The 15,098-nt window shown below is 68.7% G+C and carries 14 protein-coding genes; 8 read left to right on the top strand and 6 right to left on the bottom strand.

The features are described from left to right. The first annotated feature begins 261 nt into the window (after positions 1-261). From DKM19_RS11420 to DKM19_RS11400, 5 genes are all read left to right on the top strand, one after another. Positions 262-1,230, top strand: a complete 969-nt coding sequence (locus tag DKM19_RS11420) for a PD40 domain-containing protein (protein WP_110695683.1) — start codon at positions 262-264, stop codon at positions 1,228-1,230. A gap of 235 nt (positions 1,231-1,465) precedes the next feature. Beyond that, positions 1,466-3,250, top strand: coding sequence for an NAD+ synthase (locus DKM19_RS11415; RefSeq protein WP_110695682.1), 1,785 nt, complete (start codon positions 1,466-1,468; stop codon positions 3,248-3,250). Between the two features lie 292 nt (positions 3,251-3,542). Then, the gene (locus DKM19_RS11410; protein ID WP_162641433.1) at positions 3,543-3,902 is read left to right on the top strand and encodes a nuclear transport factor 2 family protein; all 360 of its coding nucleotides are present in this window, start codon (positions 3,543-3,545) and stop codon (positions 3,900-3,902) included. Positions 3,903-4,300: 398 nt separating this feature from the next. After that, on the top strand, positions 4,301-4,549 hold the full coding sequence (locus DKM19_RS11405) for a hypothetical protein (protein ID WP_162641431.1): 249 nt from the start codon (positions 4,301-4,303) through the stop codon (positions 4,547-4,549). After that, positions 4,534-4,779 carry a DUF397 domain-containing protein gene (locus DKM19_RS11400; protein ID WP_110695679.1) on the top strand — a complete coding sequence of 82 codons (246 nt, stop codon included), beginning with the start codon at positions 4,534-4,536 and terminating at the stop codon, positions 4,777-4,779. Before DKM19_RS11405 ends, DKM19_RS11400 begins: the two co-directional genes overlap by 16 nt. A gap of 63 nt (positions 4,780-4,842) precedes the next feature. Here DKM19_RS11400 and DKM19_RS11395 read toward each other — a convergent pair whose 3' ends face one another. From DKM19_RS11395 to DKM19_RS11385, 3 genes are all read right to left on the bottom strand, one after another. Further along, positions 4,843-5,502 (bottom strand): TetR/AcrR family transcriptional regulator, encoded by a 660-nt coding sequence (locus DKM19_RS11395; RefSeq protein WP_110695678.1) that lies wholly within the window; start codon positions 5,500-5,502, stop codon positions 4,843-4,845. Between the two features lie 7 nt (positions 5,503-5,509). Next, positions 5,510-7,072: an MFS transporter gene (locus DKM19_RS11390; protein WP_110695677.1), complete on the bottom strand. Its 1,563-nt coding sequence runs from the start codon at positions 7,070-7,072 to the stop codon at positions 5,510-5,512. Positions 7,073-7,201: 129 nt separating this feature from the next. Then, positions 7,202-8,398 (bottom strand): MFS transporter, encoded by a 1,197-nt coding sequence (locus DKM19_RS11385; protein ID WP_110695676.1) that lies wholly within the window; start codon positions 8,396-8,398, stop codon positions 7,202-7,204. 160 nt (positions 8,399-8,558) lie between these two features. On the opposite strand from DKM19_RS11385, the gene panB reads away from it, so the two are divergent. Continuing rightward, positions 8,559-9,404, top strand: a complete 846-nt coding sequence (gene panB / locus DKM19_RS11380) for a 3-methyl-2-oxobutanoate hydroxymethyltransferase (protein WP_110695675.1) — start codon at positions 8,559-8,561, stop codon at positions 9,402-9,404. Positions 9,405-9,531: 127 nt separating this feature from the next. Here panB and DKM19_RS11375 read toward each other — a convergent pair whose 3' ends face one another. From DKM19_RS11375 to DKM19_RS11365, 3 genes are all read right to left on the bottom strand, one after another. After that, positions 9,532-10,452 (bottom strand): threonine/serine dehydratase, encoded by a 921-nt coding sequence (locus DKM19_RS11375; protein WP_110695674.1) that lies wholly within the window; start codon positions 10,450-10,452, stop codon positions 9,532-9,534. A gap of 5 nt (positions 10,453-10,457) precedes the next feature. Continuing rightward, the gene (locus tag DKM19_RS11370) at positions 10,458-11,459 is read right to left on the bottom strand and encodes a DUF2278 family protein (protein WP_110695673.1); all 1,002 of its coding nucleotides are present in this window, start codon (positions 11,457-11,459) and stop codon (positions 10,458-10,460) included. Between the two features lie 296 nt (positions 11,460-11,755). Further along, on the bottom strand, positions 11,756-12,928 hold the full coding sequence (locus DKM19_RS11365) for a PLP-dependent aspartate aminotransferase family protein (protein ID WP_110695672.1): 1,173 nt from the start codon (positions 12,926-12,928) through the stop codon (positions 11,756-11,758). A 354-nt stretch (positions 12,929-13,282) separates the two neighbouring features. Between DKM19_RS11365 and DKM19_RS11360 the strand changes: the two genes are divergently transcribed. Both DKM19_RS11360 and DKM19_RS11355 read left to right on the top strand, forming a co-directional pair. Further along, entirely contained in the window at positions 13,283-14,194 is a 912-nt protein-coding gene (locus tag DKM19_RS11360) for an ABC transporter ATP-binding protein (RefSeq protein ID WP_110695671.1), read from the top strand. Between the two features lie 2 nt (positions 14,195-14,196). Then, positions 14,197-14,967 carry an ABC transporter permease gene (locus DKM19_RS11355; protein ID WP_162641430.1) on the top strand — a complete coding sequence of 257 codons (771 nt, stop codon included), beginning with the start codon at positions 14,197-14,199 and terminating at the stop codon, positions 14,965-14,967. Positions 14,968-15,098: the final 131 nt, after the last annotated feature.

Here is a 15,098-nt window from a genome sequence, read left to right as displayed (position 1 = left end):
CGAACCAGCGCGGCACCGGAGATCGGCACGATGACGGAGCCTCGTCGAGGTCTCCTCGAACACCGCGCAGAAGGACCAGGACGAACCGGCGCGGCACCGGAGATCGGCATGGTGGAGCGGCACGGTGAAGGAGGCCGACAGGATGGTGGAGGTCCTCCTGCCGATTTCGGCCGGTTGGATGTGAACCTTTTTGATCTCTCCGGCCTCTAACTATCCGTTGATGGATTCGATCCGTTCGTGAATTGATCTGAGGAGCTCGTTGTGAAGCACTGGACCATGGCCGCCGGCGCCGCACTCGCCGTGTCCACCGCCACAGTCGCCGCTCCCGCCCTGGCCTCGTCACAGACGACTCCGACGGCCTCGTCACAGACGGCCCTGCCGACCCTGTCACGGACGACTCCGCTGGCCTCGTCGCGGACGGCTCCGGTCGCGGGCGCCGTCTACCTCGGCTACAGGGGCTCCAAGATCGAGGTGCTGACCCACCGGCGCGGCTGGAGCAGCCTGGCCATCGGCGGCGAGGCCCTTACCGGGCAGTTCTCCGCGTCACCCGACGGCAAGCGGATCGCCTGGATCGACGACAAGGGCCGTCTGCACGTCAAGTCCGCCGGTGGGGACAGAGTGATCGCCAAGGACGCCCTCTACGTCGGGCCCTGCGCGACCCCGGCCTGGACGGCCGACGGCAGGCGAATCGCCTACCCGAAGAAGGGCACCGCCACGGCCGCGACCGTGATCGTGGTCGGCGCCGACGGCAGGAACGCGGTCGACTCCGGCAAGACCATCGGTATCTGCCATCTGACCTGGTCGGCCAACGGCAGGACGCTCGCCGGGTACGCCGGCGACACCCGCGGCGTCTACCTCCTGGACACCAGATTCCGCACCTCCACCAAGGCCCGCGGCATCAAGCTCGCCAACCACGTGGAGAGCCTGTCCCCCAACGGCAGCCGGGTCGTGGTGAACGCCATCGGCGCGAACGCCGAGGGCGGTGACGGCTCCTGGCCCCTGTTCACCAACCCGTCGATCTACGAGACCTCGACCGGCAGGAAGATCCCCATCCCGGTCAAGGGCAGGCTGCTGGGCGCCCGTTACCTGAACGACGGCCGTCTCGCGGTCCGCGTCAAGGGCGCGGCCGCCAACACGCTGGTGATCCTGAACGCCTCCGGCAAGGAGCTCCAGCGGGTGACCGAGCCTGCCAAGGCCAAGAACCTCGGCCTGCTCAACGTCCTCGGCTAGAGAAGGGTCCGAACGGTGCCTTCCTCAGGCTGAGGGAACCTGTTTTTCACCGTGGTTCCGGCACGGCTCTGGTGGGGCCGCGGCGAAACGGCTCGGGATCCACCCGGGGACGTTTCGCCGGGAGACGGACTCGCCAGGCCCGAGACCCGCTTAACGGAGCCTGAATCACCTGTGAACCGGTCCCTTCACCGCCGGGGATACAGGTCCCTCCACCGCCGGGAATAAGGTGGAACATGTGGCTCAACTCCGTATCGCCCTGGCCCAGAGCAATCCCGTGGTCGGCGACCTGGCGGCCAACGCCGACAAACTCGTCGAGTGGACCCGGCGCGCCGCCGACCGCGGCGCGCACCTGGTCGTCTTCACCGAGATGTTCCTGACCGGTTATCCGGTCGAGGACCTGGTGCTGCGCAACTCGTTCGTGGAGGCGTCGATCGCCGCCGTCGAAGAAGTCGCGCGACGGCTGGCGGACGAGGGCCTCGGCGAGATCCCCGTGGTCGTCGGCTACGTCGATCGGGCGAACCTCGCCTCGCGCGTCGGGCAGCCCAAGGGCGCCCCGCTGGACGCGGCGGCGCTGCTCCACAGGGGCCGCGTGGTCACCAAGACCGCCAAGCACCACCTGCCGAACTACGGCGTCTTCGACGAGTATCGCTACTTCGTGCGCGGGGACCGGATGCCCGTCTTCCGGTTGCACGGGGTCGACGTGGCGATCGCGGTCTGTGAGGACCTGTGGCAGGAGGGCGGCCCGGTCTCGGTGGTGGCCGAGGCGGGAGCCGGGCTGCTGGTGGTGCCGAACGCCTCGCCGTACGAGAAGGAGAAGGACGACGTACGGCTCGCGCTGGTCGCCCGGCGCGCCCGCGAGGCCGGCTGCGCCCTCGCCTACGTCAACCAGGTGGGCGGGCAGGACGAGCTGGTCTTCGACGGCGACTCGGTCGTCGTCTCCGCCTCCGGTGAGCTGATCGCGCGGGCCGCGAGATTCACCGAGGAACTGCTGATCACGGATCTGGAGCTGCCCGAGGCCAGGTTCGGGGGTCTCGGGACGTTCCAGGTGGACGCCGGGGACGGGACCGTGATCACGGTGGAGCGGCTGGAGCTGTCGGCGTCCCCCGTCGAACCGTACGAACCGGAGACCCCCTCGATCGCCGAGCATCTCGACGACGTCGCCGAGATCTACTCCGCGCTGGTCCTCGCGGTCCGCGACTACGTGGCCAAGAACGGCTTCGAGTCGGTCATCCTGGGCCTCTCCGGCGGCATCGACTCGGCCCTGACGGCCACGATCGCCTCCGACGCGATCGGCCCGGACAGGGTGCACGTGGTGATGATGCCCTCGCGCTACTCCTCCGAGCACTCCGTGGGCGACGCCCAGGAGCTGGTGAACCGGCAGGGGATCAACGCCCGGATCGCGCCGATCGCCGACATCGTGACCGGCTTCGAGAAGGAGATCGAGCTGTCCGGCATAGCGTCGGAGAACCTGCAGGCCCGGGTGCGCGGCATGATCCTGATGGGCCTGTCCAACCAGCACGGCCACCTGGTCCTGACCACCGGCAACAAGAGCGAGCTGGCCACCGGATACTCCACCCTCTACGGCGACTCCGCGGGCGGCTTCGCCCCCATCAAGGACGTGCTCAAGACCCTGGTCTGGGACCTGTCCCGCTGGCGCAACGCCCAGGCGGGGACCGCCGGCGAGTTCCTGTACGGCTTCGCGGTGCCCCCGATCCCGGAGGAGTCCATCGAGAAGGAGCCGAGCGCCGAGCTCCGCCCCGGCCAGCGGGACACCGACTCCCTGCCGGAGTACGAGGTGCTGGATCTCCTGCTGTACGACTACGTCGAAAAGGACATGGGCTCCGCCGAACTGATCGCCGCCGGCCACGACCCGGCCCTGGTCGCCCGGATCATCCGCCTGGTGGACCTCGCCGAATACAAGCGCCGGCAGTATCCCCCGGGTCCCAAGATCACCCCCAAGAACTTCGGCCGCGACCGCCGCCTCCCCATCACCAACCGCTGGCGCGAAACCACCACCTGACGGGTTCTTTCCGGCCATCCCGAACCGGCCGTTTTTGAATGTCGTCTCGCCGTACGGGAAGACCGCCGGCGACGTCGGCGGGATACGACGGGCGAGACCGACCGCCTGCCGACGGCCCGGGCTCGATGTCGCAGAGCCGATCGCCTCAGGTTCTCCGCGGCCACCCGGAATGTTCGGCGAGCCGAGGCTACCGGTCCAAAATTCTCCGGGCTCCTGCGGTAGGCGTACCTGTCGGGAGGTGTCAGGTATGGCTGGCAGCGTAGGTCGCACATTACGCAGAGGAGTTGGCAGGGTGAGCGACATCGAAAAGACGCTGGTAGAAATCGAGCAGCGGATGCTGAACGCCGACGCGGCCTATGACGAGAAGTTTTTCGAGGAGTACTGCGCCGATGACTTCGTGGCCGTGGGAAATTACGGCATCGTGTCCAGGCGGCAAGTTCTCGACATGTACGCCAAGGGGACCGGGAACCCGGACCGACGCAACCAGGCGCACGATGTCGTGGTCAAGCCGCTCGGCGACACAGGAGCCGTGGTGGCCTACAAACTGACAAGTACCACCGGCGACGAGACGTCCTCGTGGTGCGCGTCGACGGTCTATCGCCGGACCCCCGACGGCTGGCGTGTCGTCCTTCTCCACCAGACGCCCATGTAGTTCCATGGGGCTTACCTCACATTCACCCTCTTTGTCAGAATTCTTGGGGAAAGAGCGAACGTCGTCGCCGATCGGCGGCGACGTTCTCGGTGGATCCGGAGCGGTGACAGGGGCTCCGGCGGTAAGCACGGAAAACAACGGACACGCAGGTCAACGGCCCTTGGCCGAAAAATGCTCCGCAGAGAATTTCTTTCAGCCGGAGGATGTCCGAATTACCAGGGGGAGACCGTCCGCGATCCTTCCGGAACATATTGAAAGCGAGTACCCGATCGCCAAAATGGCGTCGATGCGATCTGGCGCCTCCCGGGCTTCCCGTCGTCCCGGAGGGCCCGACTCATACATGGCCGACTCGCCGCCCTGTTGGCCACAACCGAACACAGGAAGATTTCCATGCAAATGTGCCCGAAAAGGGCATGCCAATGGGGGCTCGATTGCAGGCGCGGAAAGAAGAGTTCCCCATTGCGGAGATCGAAAGCAGCCTGGATAGTGTATTTCTGGAGTCCGCCGTCGCAGGGCATGTCACGAATCATCCACGCAACGTCGCGGCGATCTGCAAGCGATACGAAGCTATCCGCGCGGAGGCCCTGCCCGCGCGGGCCGGCGCCGATCTGATAGCGAAGGTGACAACCGAATGGCAGCAGACCTGACCGGCGCGACCTGGCGTAAATCCTCTCTCAGCGGCTCCGGTGGCGGCGACTGCGTCGAGGTCGCCGTAATGGACGCCCCCGGCACCGGGCACAAGGCCGGCCTCGGCGCCCTGCACGTGCTCCGCGACTCCAAAAATCCCCAGGGGCCGAAGCTCTTTTTCACCCAGATCGAATGGGACGTTTTCGTCGCCGGCGTCAAACTCGGCGAGTTCGACCACCTCGGTAGCTGACCTGAAAAGGGCCCCCGTCCACGTGGACGGGGGCCCTGTCGTTCTACGGCTCGGTTCTACGGCTCAGCTCTGTGGTTCCGGCCACGGCTCCGGCTTCACGGCTCCGGCCACGGCTTCAGCCGGGGCGATGCCGGCCAGAAGCTGGTCGACGACCCGTTCGGCGAGCTCCCTCGAAACCTCGGCGGCCCCTTCGCTTCGGACGTACCACATCGCGGTGCCGATCAGCGCGGCCATCGCGATGAGCGGATCGATGTCGGCCCGGAGCTCGCCGGTGGCCATACCGCGCCTCAGCAGGGCGGCGATCGCCGCCCTGCGGGGCTCGATGGTCACCTGGCGAATCCGCTCCACCAGGCGCGGGTGCCGCTCGGCCTCGTTCATCGCGATGTTCATCACGCAGCGCTTGCTCGCGTCGCACGCGTCGCGTTGAAAGACTTCCACGTACGCGACGAGATCCTCGCGGACCGAACCGCCCCGGGGCGAGGGCAGCGGCGACTTGAGGGTCGCCAGCGCGTCGACGAGCAGGTCCTCCTTGTTGGACCAGCGCCGGTAGATCGTGGTCTTGCCGACCCCCGCGCGAGCGGCGATCGCCTCGATCGACAGCTCGGCGAGGCCGCTGCTCTCGCCTATCAGGTCGAGGGTCGCGTCAATGATCGCTTTTTCTGCCCTGGCGCTGCGGGGACGGCCCGCGGGGCGGGCCGTCTGCGTCTCGTCGGTGGTCGTCATCGCCTGCCTACACTACTGCCGGTTCCTCGTCGCGATCCCGGCTCGCCGGAACGAATACCGGAGCATTTTTACCCGGTAGCCACCTGACCACCACCAGGGCTCCGACGAGGGCGATCGCGGCCGCGATCAGAGCCGTGACGTGCATGCCGTCGACGAACGCCAGCTTCGCGGGCTCGATCAGCGCGGCGCCACGCGCGCCGAGGCCCTGGGCCGCGGTGAGCGTGCCGGTGATGGACTCGCCGGCGACGTGCCTGATCCCCTCGGGCAGGCCGGTCAGCGCGGGGGCGATCTCGTCGCGGTAGGTGGCCGAGAGCACCGAACCCAGCAGCGCCACGCCGAGGGCCCCCGCCACCTGGCGGACGGTGTTGCTCATGGCCGAGCCGACGCCGGCCTTCTCCCTGGGGAGCGCCTCCATGATCGCGGTGGTCGCGGGCGGCATGATGTTGGCCATCGCCGCGCCCTGGATGAAGAACACGATCTCGATCAGGAAAATGGGGGTGTTCGCGTCCATCAGCGCGTAGGAGGCCAGCACGCCGGCCACGACGACCATGCTGACGGTGCCGGACAGCTTGCCGCCGAAGCGCCTGGCCACCTGCTGGCTGAGCGGGGCGAAGATGAGCTGTGCGGCGGCGAAGGGGATCAGCAGGGCGCCCGCCTGCAGCGGGCTGAAGCCCAGCACGATCTGCAGGTAGAAGACCAGGAAGAACATCGCGCCCATCATCGCGAAGAACATGATGCCGACCATGCCGATCGCGGTGGCGAAGCGGGGGTCACGGAAGTAGGTGACGTCGAAGGCCGGGTGGTCGATCCGGCGCTCGTACCAGACGAAGGCGGCCAGCACGGCCACACCCAGGATCGTCGGGACGAGCACCTGGGCACTGGCGATCGTGGCCAGCTCTCCGCCCCGGATGATGCCGTAGGTGATGGCGACGAGACCGATGATGGACATGACCACGCCGACGGGGTCGAGCTTGGAGGGCCTGGGGTCACGCGAATCGGGCACGATCAGCGAGATGAGCACCATGCTGATCACCACGATCGGCAGGTTGATCAGGAAGACCGAGCCCCACCAGAAGTGCTCGATGAGCAGACCACCGGTGATCGGTCCGATCGCCACGGCCAGGCCCACGCCACCGGCCCAGAAGCCGATCGCCTTGCCGCGCTCCTCCGGGGGAAAGACGTTGGAGATGATCGCCAGCGTGGCCGGCATGATCGCGGCGCCGCCGATTCCCATGAACGCGCGTGCGATGATCAGTTGTCCGGGATCCTGCGCGTAGGCGCTGCCCAGCGAGGCCAGGCCGAAAAGAACCATGCCCACCAGGAGCATGCGCTTGCGCCCGGTCCGGTCACCGATCACCCCGAAGGTGAACAGCAGCCCCGCGAACACGAGCGTGTATGAGTTGATCGCCCATTCCAGCTGGCTCTGGGTGGCACCCAGGCCGACTTTAGGGTCGGCGATGGTCTTCAAGGCGACGTTCAGGATCGTGTTGTCGAGCACGACCGCCAGGAGGCTGAATACCAGCACTCCCAAGATCTTCCAACGCTTGGGGTGACCAAGCTGCTGTTCCATGCGAGCCCCGTTTTTCGATACGAATGCGTTTCGAAACACAAGCGTAGCGATGATCTATTCGATACGCAACCGTATCGTTTCGTATTTACGTCATGTTAACGCGAGTGACCCACCCGGGCGGCCGAGAGGTCAGGCGGTGACCGGGACGGGCGCCTCGACCGGCGATCCGCTCCGCCGCCAGAACGGCAGGGCGATCAGCACCATCACCACGCCGAACGCCCCCGCGACGGTGAAGGCCCAGTTGGGACCGGCACCGTCGATGATCGCCCCCGCGATCGGCGCAGAGGAGGCCCCGCCGATCAGGAGCGCCGTGCCGTGCAGGCCCATCGCCTCGCCCCGGGCAGCGGCGGGAACCCAGCGGCTCACGGTGTCGACTGTGGCGGACAGCGCCGGGGCGCACAGCACACCGGCCGGAAGAAGGGCCAGGAGCAGCCAGTGCCAGTCACCGCTCACCAGCCCCACGGGGATCGTGAGCGCGCCCATGGCGCCGACCAGGACCAGCGGCGACAGCCCCCGGGGCAGCATGCCGTACACGAAGCCGCCGACCAGCGAGTATACGCACCACAGACCGATCGCCAGCCCGACCCACGCGGTGTCGCCCGACGCCGTCATCGTCGCCACCAGCGACAGCTCGGTGGCGGCCAGCACGAAGGTCGCCGCGGACACGGCCCCGAGCAGCGTGAGGAGGCCGGGGGTGAGCCACTGGCGCCGCGAGACCTTCGCGCCAGGCGCCTGGAGCTCCTCCGCCGAACGGGTGGGCGGGTTCAGCACGATCAGCGCCGTCCCGGAGAAGACCAGACCGGCCGCGAGGACGCACATGGTCCAGATGCTGCCGAGCATGGTCACCCCGGCGACCGCCAGGGCGGGTCCGGCCATGTAGGAGAGCTCAACGATCATCGAGTCGAGGGAGAAGCCCATCCTGCGCTGGTCGACCGGGACCAGGGCCGCGAGGCACTGCCTGATCACACTGAACACCGGGAGGCTCAGCAGGCCCGCCAGCACGGAGGAGGCGAGCAGCACGGGGAACGACATCGCCCACGCGGTGCTCCAGAAGACGAGCTGCGCGAGGGTGGTCACCGCCAGCACCGGGCGCAGGCCGAGCCTGTCGACGAACCGTCCGGACAGAGGCGAGCCGATGGCCATCCCCACCGTGCTGGTCAGGGTCACCAGGCCGGCCGCGCCGTAACCGAGCTTGAGCCCGGTGACGACGTGCAGCGTCAGCGTGATGCCGACGGCGGTCGAGGGGATCCGGGCGACAAGGCCCACCAGCAGCAACGACCGCACGCCAGGGATGGCCAGCAGCCGACGGTAAGGTTCTATAGCCATTTGATTGCTTACCTCCGCATGCATTGTGCCGCATACCCCCGACAGCGCCGCCACTGGATTACCGGGCAGGCCGGGGCTGTTGAACCAACCGAACGCATGCAATCATCGGAAATGTCCGGGGACGCCACTGGGGCGCCTCGAGACTCTCTGGAGGGTTCCCATGTCCTCTTCCGTCACCAGCCGTCCGACCTCTCTCTATGGCGGCCAGGCTGGACGAAGGATCACCGTACGAGACATCGCCGCGGCGAAGGAGCGGGGCGAGAGGTGGCCGATGGTCACCGCCTATGACGCGATGACCGCCAAGGTCTTCGACGAGGCGGGCATTCCGGTGCTCCTCGTCGGCGACTCGGCCGCCATGGTCGTGTACGGGTACGACTCGACGCTGCCCGTGTCGGTCAACGACCTCATGCCGCTGACGGCGGCCGTGGTGCGGGGCTCGTCCCGCGCGATGGTCGTCGCCGACCTGCCGTTCGGCTCCTACCAGTCCTCGCCCCAGCAGGCACTGGAGACGGCCGCCCGCTTCATGAAGGAGGCCGGCGCCCACGCGGTCAAACTCGAAGGCGGACGCAGGGTGCTCCCCCAGGTAGAGGCCCTGGTCTCGGCCGGCATTCCGGTGATGGCCCACCTCGGCCTGACCCCCCAGTCGGTCAACACCCTCGGCGGCTACCGGGTCCAGGGCCGCGGCCAGTCAGGCGACGAGCTGATGTCCGACGCCAAGGACCTCGAGTACGCCGGAGCCTTCTCCGTGGTCCTGGAGTGTGTCCCCAGCGAGCTCGCAGAACGGGTCACCGCGTCACTGTCGATCCCCACGATCGGCATCGGCGCCGGTCCCGCCACCGACGCCCAGGTTCTCGTGTGGCAGGACCTCATGGGCCTGACCGCCCGCCCCGCCAAGTTCGTCAAGAAGTACTTCGACCTGGCTCAGGAGATGGACAAGGCCGTCCGGAGTTTCGCCGACGAGGTGGCCACCGGCGCCTTCCCCACCGCCGAGCACAGCTACCACTGACAGCCGCCGAGCGCGGCTACCGCTGATATACGCGCGTCCGGCCGCCCCGGCGCCCCAGGAAGACATCCTGACGGCACCCGGGCGGCCGGTCCTCGCCCGGTACGGGGCGAGCGGCTCCGGCGTGGAGTCAGACCAGGTCCGCCGGGTCGGTGTTGGCGCCGCACACGATCACGGCCACCCGCTCTCCGGGGGCCGGGACGTAGGCGCCGGAGCGAAGGGCGGCGAGGGCCGCCGCACCCGCGTGCTCGGCGACGACGCGGTAGGACCGCCACAGGTCCAGTCGCGCGTCGACGATGGCCTCGTCGGAGACCAGGACGCTCCGCACTCCCGCGGCGCTGGTGAGGTCGTAGGAGATCGCACCGATCTGGCTGGCGCCCAGGGCGTCGGCTCCGACCCCGCTGACCCCGACCTTGACCGGCCTTCCGGCCTCAAGCGCCCGGTTCAGGGTCGGAATGAGCTCGGGCTCGACGGCGACCACGCGGGCCCGGCCGTCAAGGGCGGCGACGATCCCGGCGATCAGCCCGCCGCCGCCGACCGCGACGAGGACCGTGTCCACCCCTCCGGTCTGCTCCAGCGTCTCCAGCCCGACCGTGCCCTGCCCGGCGACCACCTCGGCCTGGTCGTAGGCGTGAATGTCCAGGGCGCCGGTCTCGCCCGCCCGCTTGGCCGACGCCTCGTACGCCTCGGCGTAGACGGCCCCGATCTGGGTCACCTCCGCACCCAGCGCACGCAGCCCCGCGACCTTCACCGGGCTGGACACCGTCGGCACGAAGATCTCCGCCCTGACGCCCAGGGTCCGTGCCACGTGCGCCACCGCCAGACCGTGGTTGCCGCCGCTCGCCGCGATCAACCCGGCCTCGGGCAGCTCCCCCGCCATCAGTGCCCGGTTGAAACCGCCCCTGGCCTTGAACGACCCCGAGTGCTGCGTCCCCTCCAACTTCAGGAACAGCCCCGGTGCCACCTCCAGCACGGGCGTACGGCGGACATACGCGGCAATCCGCTCGGCGGCTCGCTCGACATCCCCGATTGACACGCTCACTCGCAACATCCTTCTCAGAAGGTGATCGTCCAGCCCTCCCGCCTGGCCTGGGCCGCGGTGTAGGAGACTCCGTGGACCTTGAGCCCGGCGGCGTCCAGCAGCGTGATCGCGCCTCCTCCGTCACCCAGCTCGAACGGGGAACCGATGGCGAGCGCGAGGGTGTCGCCGGAAGCCAGCGGGCCTGCCGGCAGGGGAAAAGGGTTCTTCTGTCTGTCTACCAGAGACCAGCCCGCGAGGTCGACCGGGCCGGGAGAGGCGTTCAGCAGGGTGACCTTCTCGGGCCCGGGCCCGGCGGGGTTGACGAGGGCGGCGAGGATCCGGACGGGCTCCTCGCCCTTGCCCGGCCGTACGGGAGTCTCCGGCAGGGTGTGCCCGGTGATGTCATCGGTGTGCCACGACTGGGACTGGAAGGCCAGGAAGATCGCGACCCAGCGCGACTCCGCGGGGAAGTGCAGGATCACCCCGCCGTCCTGCCACACACCGTCGTCACCGCGGAACTGCCGGGAGTTGCCCTGGTTCATATGGATGTCGTGCACGCCGTTGCCCGGCCGGAATCCGAAGACCTTGTCGGGGGTGCCGGACTCGGGGCCCCAGCGCTCACCGAAGGCGTAGACGATCGCGGCGGGGTCGGCGATCGCCCGCTGGATGTAGTGGTCGAGCTTGTCGGCCAGGTCGTTGTCCACGCCGGGAAGGTCCGGCGGGATGACGCGCATCCCCGCGGGGTCGAACAGGTTGCCCCGGATGTAGTCGAGGGCGGCGCCACCGGGACGGGACGGCAGGGCCGTCCAGCCTCCGGCGGCCTGGGGAAGTGCCTGCACCACCGGGTGCCGGAAGTCCTCGTCGGCGAGATAGAGCAGCTCGGAAGGAGCCTGCTGGGACTCGACGTTGACCGCGACCCGATATGAGGTCCCGGCCTGGTCGACGAGGTGGATCTGGTAGTGCGGGGAGTCCGTGGACCCCTCGCGACGACTGGCGACGGCGCGGCCCGCAAGGACCCCGTAGCTCTTCAGCGGCACTGGCTCCACCCTCCGGAAAGCAAACCCTGCGGACTATGTCTACGCTCTTTCGCCCGGGCAGGGAATCACCGGCGGCAACGGCTGTCGAAATCATGAACCGGCGGTCGCCGGAGGCACCGGCGATCACCGATCAGAGGCCGCAAACGGGAGTGGTCAAGGCCTGGAGCCGCCGGAGGCGACGGCGGTCACCGGGTTGGGCCCCGCGAGTGGAGGCGGCCAGGGCCGGGAGCCACCGGAGGCAACAGCGGCAACCGGGTCGGGGCCCCTAAGGGTGTCCCGCCGGGGAGCCCGGAGGGTCAGGAGAGCGCCTGCTCGAAGTCCGCCCACAGGTCCTCGACGTGCTCGATGCCCACCGCCACCCGGATCGTGCCCTCCCCGATCCCGTTCCTGACGAGCTCCTCGGCCGTCAGCATGCGATGGGAGGTGCTGGCCGGGTGAAGGATGAGCGTCTCGACTCCCCCGAGGGACGGGGCCAGCAGCGCCAGCCGTACCGCACCCATGAACCTCTCCCCCGCCGCGCGCCCGCCCGCCAGGTCGAAGGAGAAGACCCCGCCGAAGTCCGGCAGCAGCTTCGCCGCCAGCTCGTAGGAGGGGTGCGAGGGCAGGCCGGGCCAGTGCACGGCGGAGACCGCGGGATGGTCGTTGAGGCGGGTGGCCAGCTCGCGGGTGTTGAAGCAGTGGCGCTCCATCCGCAGCGGCAGGGTCTGGATGCCTCTCAGGGTGAGCCACGCGGCGAACGGGTCGGCGGTGGCGCCCAGCTCTATCGCGAAGGACCACACCTTGCGGTAGAGCTCGTCCGAGGCGAAGACCGCGATCCCGCCGAGCACGTCGGTGTGCCCGCTCAGATATTTGGTCGTGGAGTGGACCACGATGTCGGCCCCGTGCTCCAGCGGCCTGCACAGGATCGGCGAGGCGAAGGTGTTGTCCACCACCGAGATCAGACCGGCCTCGCGAGCCACCGCGCACATACCGGGAAGATCGGCGACCTGGGTCACCGGGTTGGCGATGGTCTCCAGGTAGACCAGCTTGGTCTCGGGCCGCACGGCCGCGCGCAGAGCCTCCGGGTCGGCCTCGGAAACGTAGGAGACGGCGATCTGGAAGCGCTCGATCAGATCGTTGATCATCCCGGCGGTGCCGCCGTAGAGGGGCTTCTGCGCGATCAGGTGGTCACCGGGCTTGAGCAGGCCGAGCAGTACGGAGTTGATGGCCCCCATGCCCGAGCCGGTGGCAATGGCGCCGACGCCGCCCTCCAGCCCGGCGACGGCCTCCTCAAGTGACCTGACGGTCGGATTCGACATCCGCCCGTACACGAAGGCGCCGTCGGGACGCCCCATCCCATCGGCGAAGACGGCCGGGTCGTCGAAGACGAAACCGGAGGTCTGGTAGATCGGCACCGAGATGGGACGACTGCCGTTCAGCTGCGGGTGAGGAAGATGGACGGTGCGCGTCTCAGGGCGAAGTTCAGTCATGCGTCAAGAATGTCCGGTTAACCAGGTGTTTGTCAGATCCAAACGGTCGAGAGTGACGTACGACCCTTTCCTACGGGGGCAAAATCCCCCGCAGGACGGCGACACCGGATCCGCGCCCCGGGCGGTCCGCCGTCCGGGGCGGGAGACCCGGGTACGGCCGCCGTGCCCCGGCGACACCGGGCGGTCCGCCGTCCGCACATCGCCGACGGGACGAGCGGCCCACGGACGATCCGGGTACGGTCACCGCATCTCGGCGACGCCCCCGGCAGCCCTCCACCGGATCGCGACACCGCTCGGGCGAAGTCATGAATTTTTCACTACTGCCCGCCAGGCCAGGCCTCCAGGATCTGAGATATGACAGCGATTCAGGTGGACGGGCTCACGAAGAGCTACGGAGACTTCGCGGCCGTCAGGGGCATCTCCTTCGACGTCGCCCCGGGCGAGATCTTCGCCCTCCTCGGGCGCAACGGGGCCGGGAAGACCACGACGATGGAGGTGCTGGCGGGCTTCCAGGCGCCGGATGAGGGCACCGTCCGAGTGCTCGGGCTCGATCCGGCCAGGGATCGGAGCAAGGTCCGCGCCCGCATCGGGATCATGCTCCAGGAGGCGGGGTTCTTCCCCGACCTGACGGTGGCGCAGACCGTGGACGCCTGGCGCGACTTCGTCGCCGCCCCCCGGCCGCGCGACGAGACCCTGGAACTCACCGGGCTGGCCGCCAAGGCGACGACGAGGGTGCGCCAGCTCTCCGGAGGGGAGAAGCGCCGCCTGGATCTGGCCCTGGCCGTCCTGAGCCGCCCCGACGCGCTGTTCCTCGACGAGCCCACGGCGGGAATGGACCCCGAGGCGCGCAGGAACACCTGGGAGGTCATCCAGAGACTGGCAGGCCAGGGCACCACGATCCTGCTCACCACGCACTACCTGGAGGAGGCCCAGCGCCTGGCCTCCTCCATGGCGATCATGGATCAGGGGCTGATCGTCGCCGGCGGCGGCATGGCCGAGACCCTGGCAGCCGAGACCGGCAGGGTCGCCTTCGAACTGCCCTCCTCGGTCGCTCCCGAGGAGCTGCCCGTGCCCGTCACCACGATGGAGGGCCGCATCGCGGTGTATCGCCTCGCCGATCCCGACCTCGCCGCGCAGACCCTGCTGAGCTGGGCGAGCGAACGTGGCCTGCGCCTGCGCGGCCTCGAGGTCCGTACGGCGACGCTCGAAGACCTGTTCCTCGACCTCGCCTCCGGCGAGAAGTCCGAGAAGAAAGCGACGGTGTGATCATGTCCGCACACGATCTGGCGGTGGTGGCCCGCTTCGACAGCCGTCTCTTCTGGCGCGACAAGGCGGCTCTGACCACGTCCGTGGGGCTCTTCGTCCTTCTCGGCATCGGGCTCCCGCTCATGATGGACAGGGTCGGCCCGGAGGGCCCGAGGTTCCTGCTGGACATTCATCTGGGGGTGCTCGTGACGTTCCTCACCATCGCGACGTTCAGCCAGATCGCGACGACGCTCACCGCCCGCCGCGACCAGCTCCTCCTCAAGCGGATGCGGACCACCGGGCTGAGCGACCGCGACATCCTCGGCGGCGAGGTGGGCAACCTGGTCGTTCAGGCGACGCTGCTGACCGGCGTCGTGTCGGTGTCCCTGTACGCGCTGACCGGCCTGACGGTGCCGCGCAACCCCCTGCTGTACCTGGTGTTCGTGGTCGCGGGCGCCGCCGTCCTGTGCCTCCTGGGAGCGGCGTTCACCGCGGTCATCCCCCGCACCGAGGTATCCACCGTCATGACCATGCCGTTCTTCTTCCTGGCCGGTATCGGCGCGGGTGGCTTCGGCCCGGTGCTGGAGATGCTTCCCGGCTGGGCCGGCACGGTGCTCGATCTGCTGCCGACCGCCGCGGTCGTGGAGGCGGCCCAGGTCGCCTACGCGGCGGACGGCACGTTCCTCGGCGACCTGGGGGCGGCGGCCGTACCGGCGCTGAAGCTGGTGGTCTGGGCGGCCATCGGGCTTTTCGCGATCAGGCGCTGGTTCCGCTGGGAGACGAGAAGGTCATAGGTCCACCCCACAGATCCCCTGGAAGGCAAGAAGGTCGTGGGCTCACCCACATCGCGCAGGCCCCTGGAAGACGGAACGCTCGTGGCCTCGCCCCCTCGCGCCGGCTCCCCGGGAAGACGAGGAAGTCGTAG

This window comes from Streptosporangium sp. 'caverna' (genome assembly GCF_003203775.1).
In the GTDB taxonomy this organism is placed as follows: Bacteria; Actinomycetota; Actinomycetes; order Streptosporangiales; family Streptosporangiaceae; genus Streptosporangium; species Streptosporangium subroseum.
This window is presented reverse-complemented; position numbering and strand designations above follow the sequence as displayed.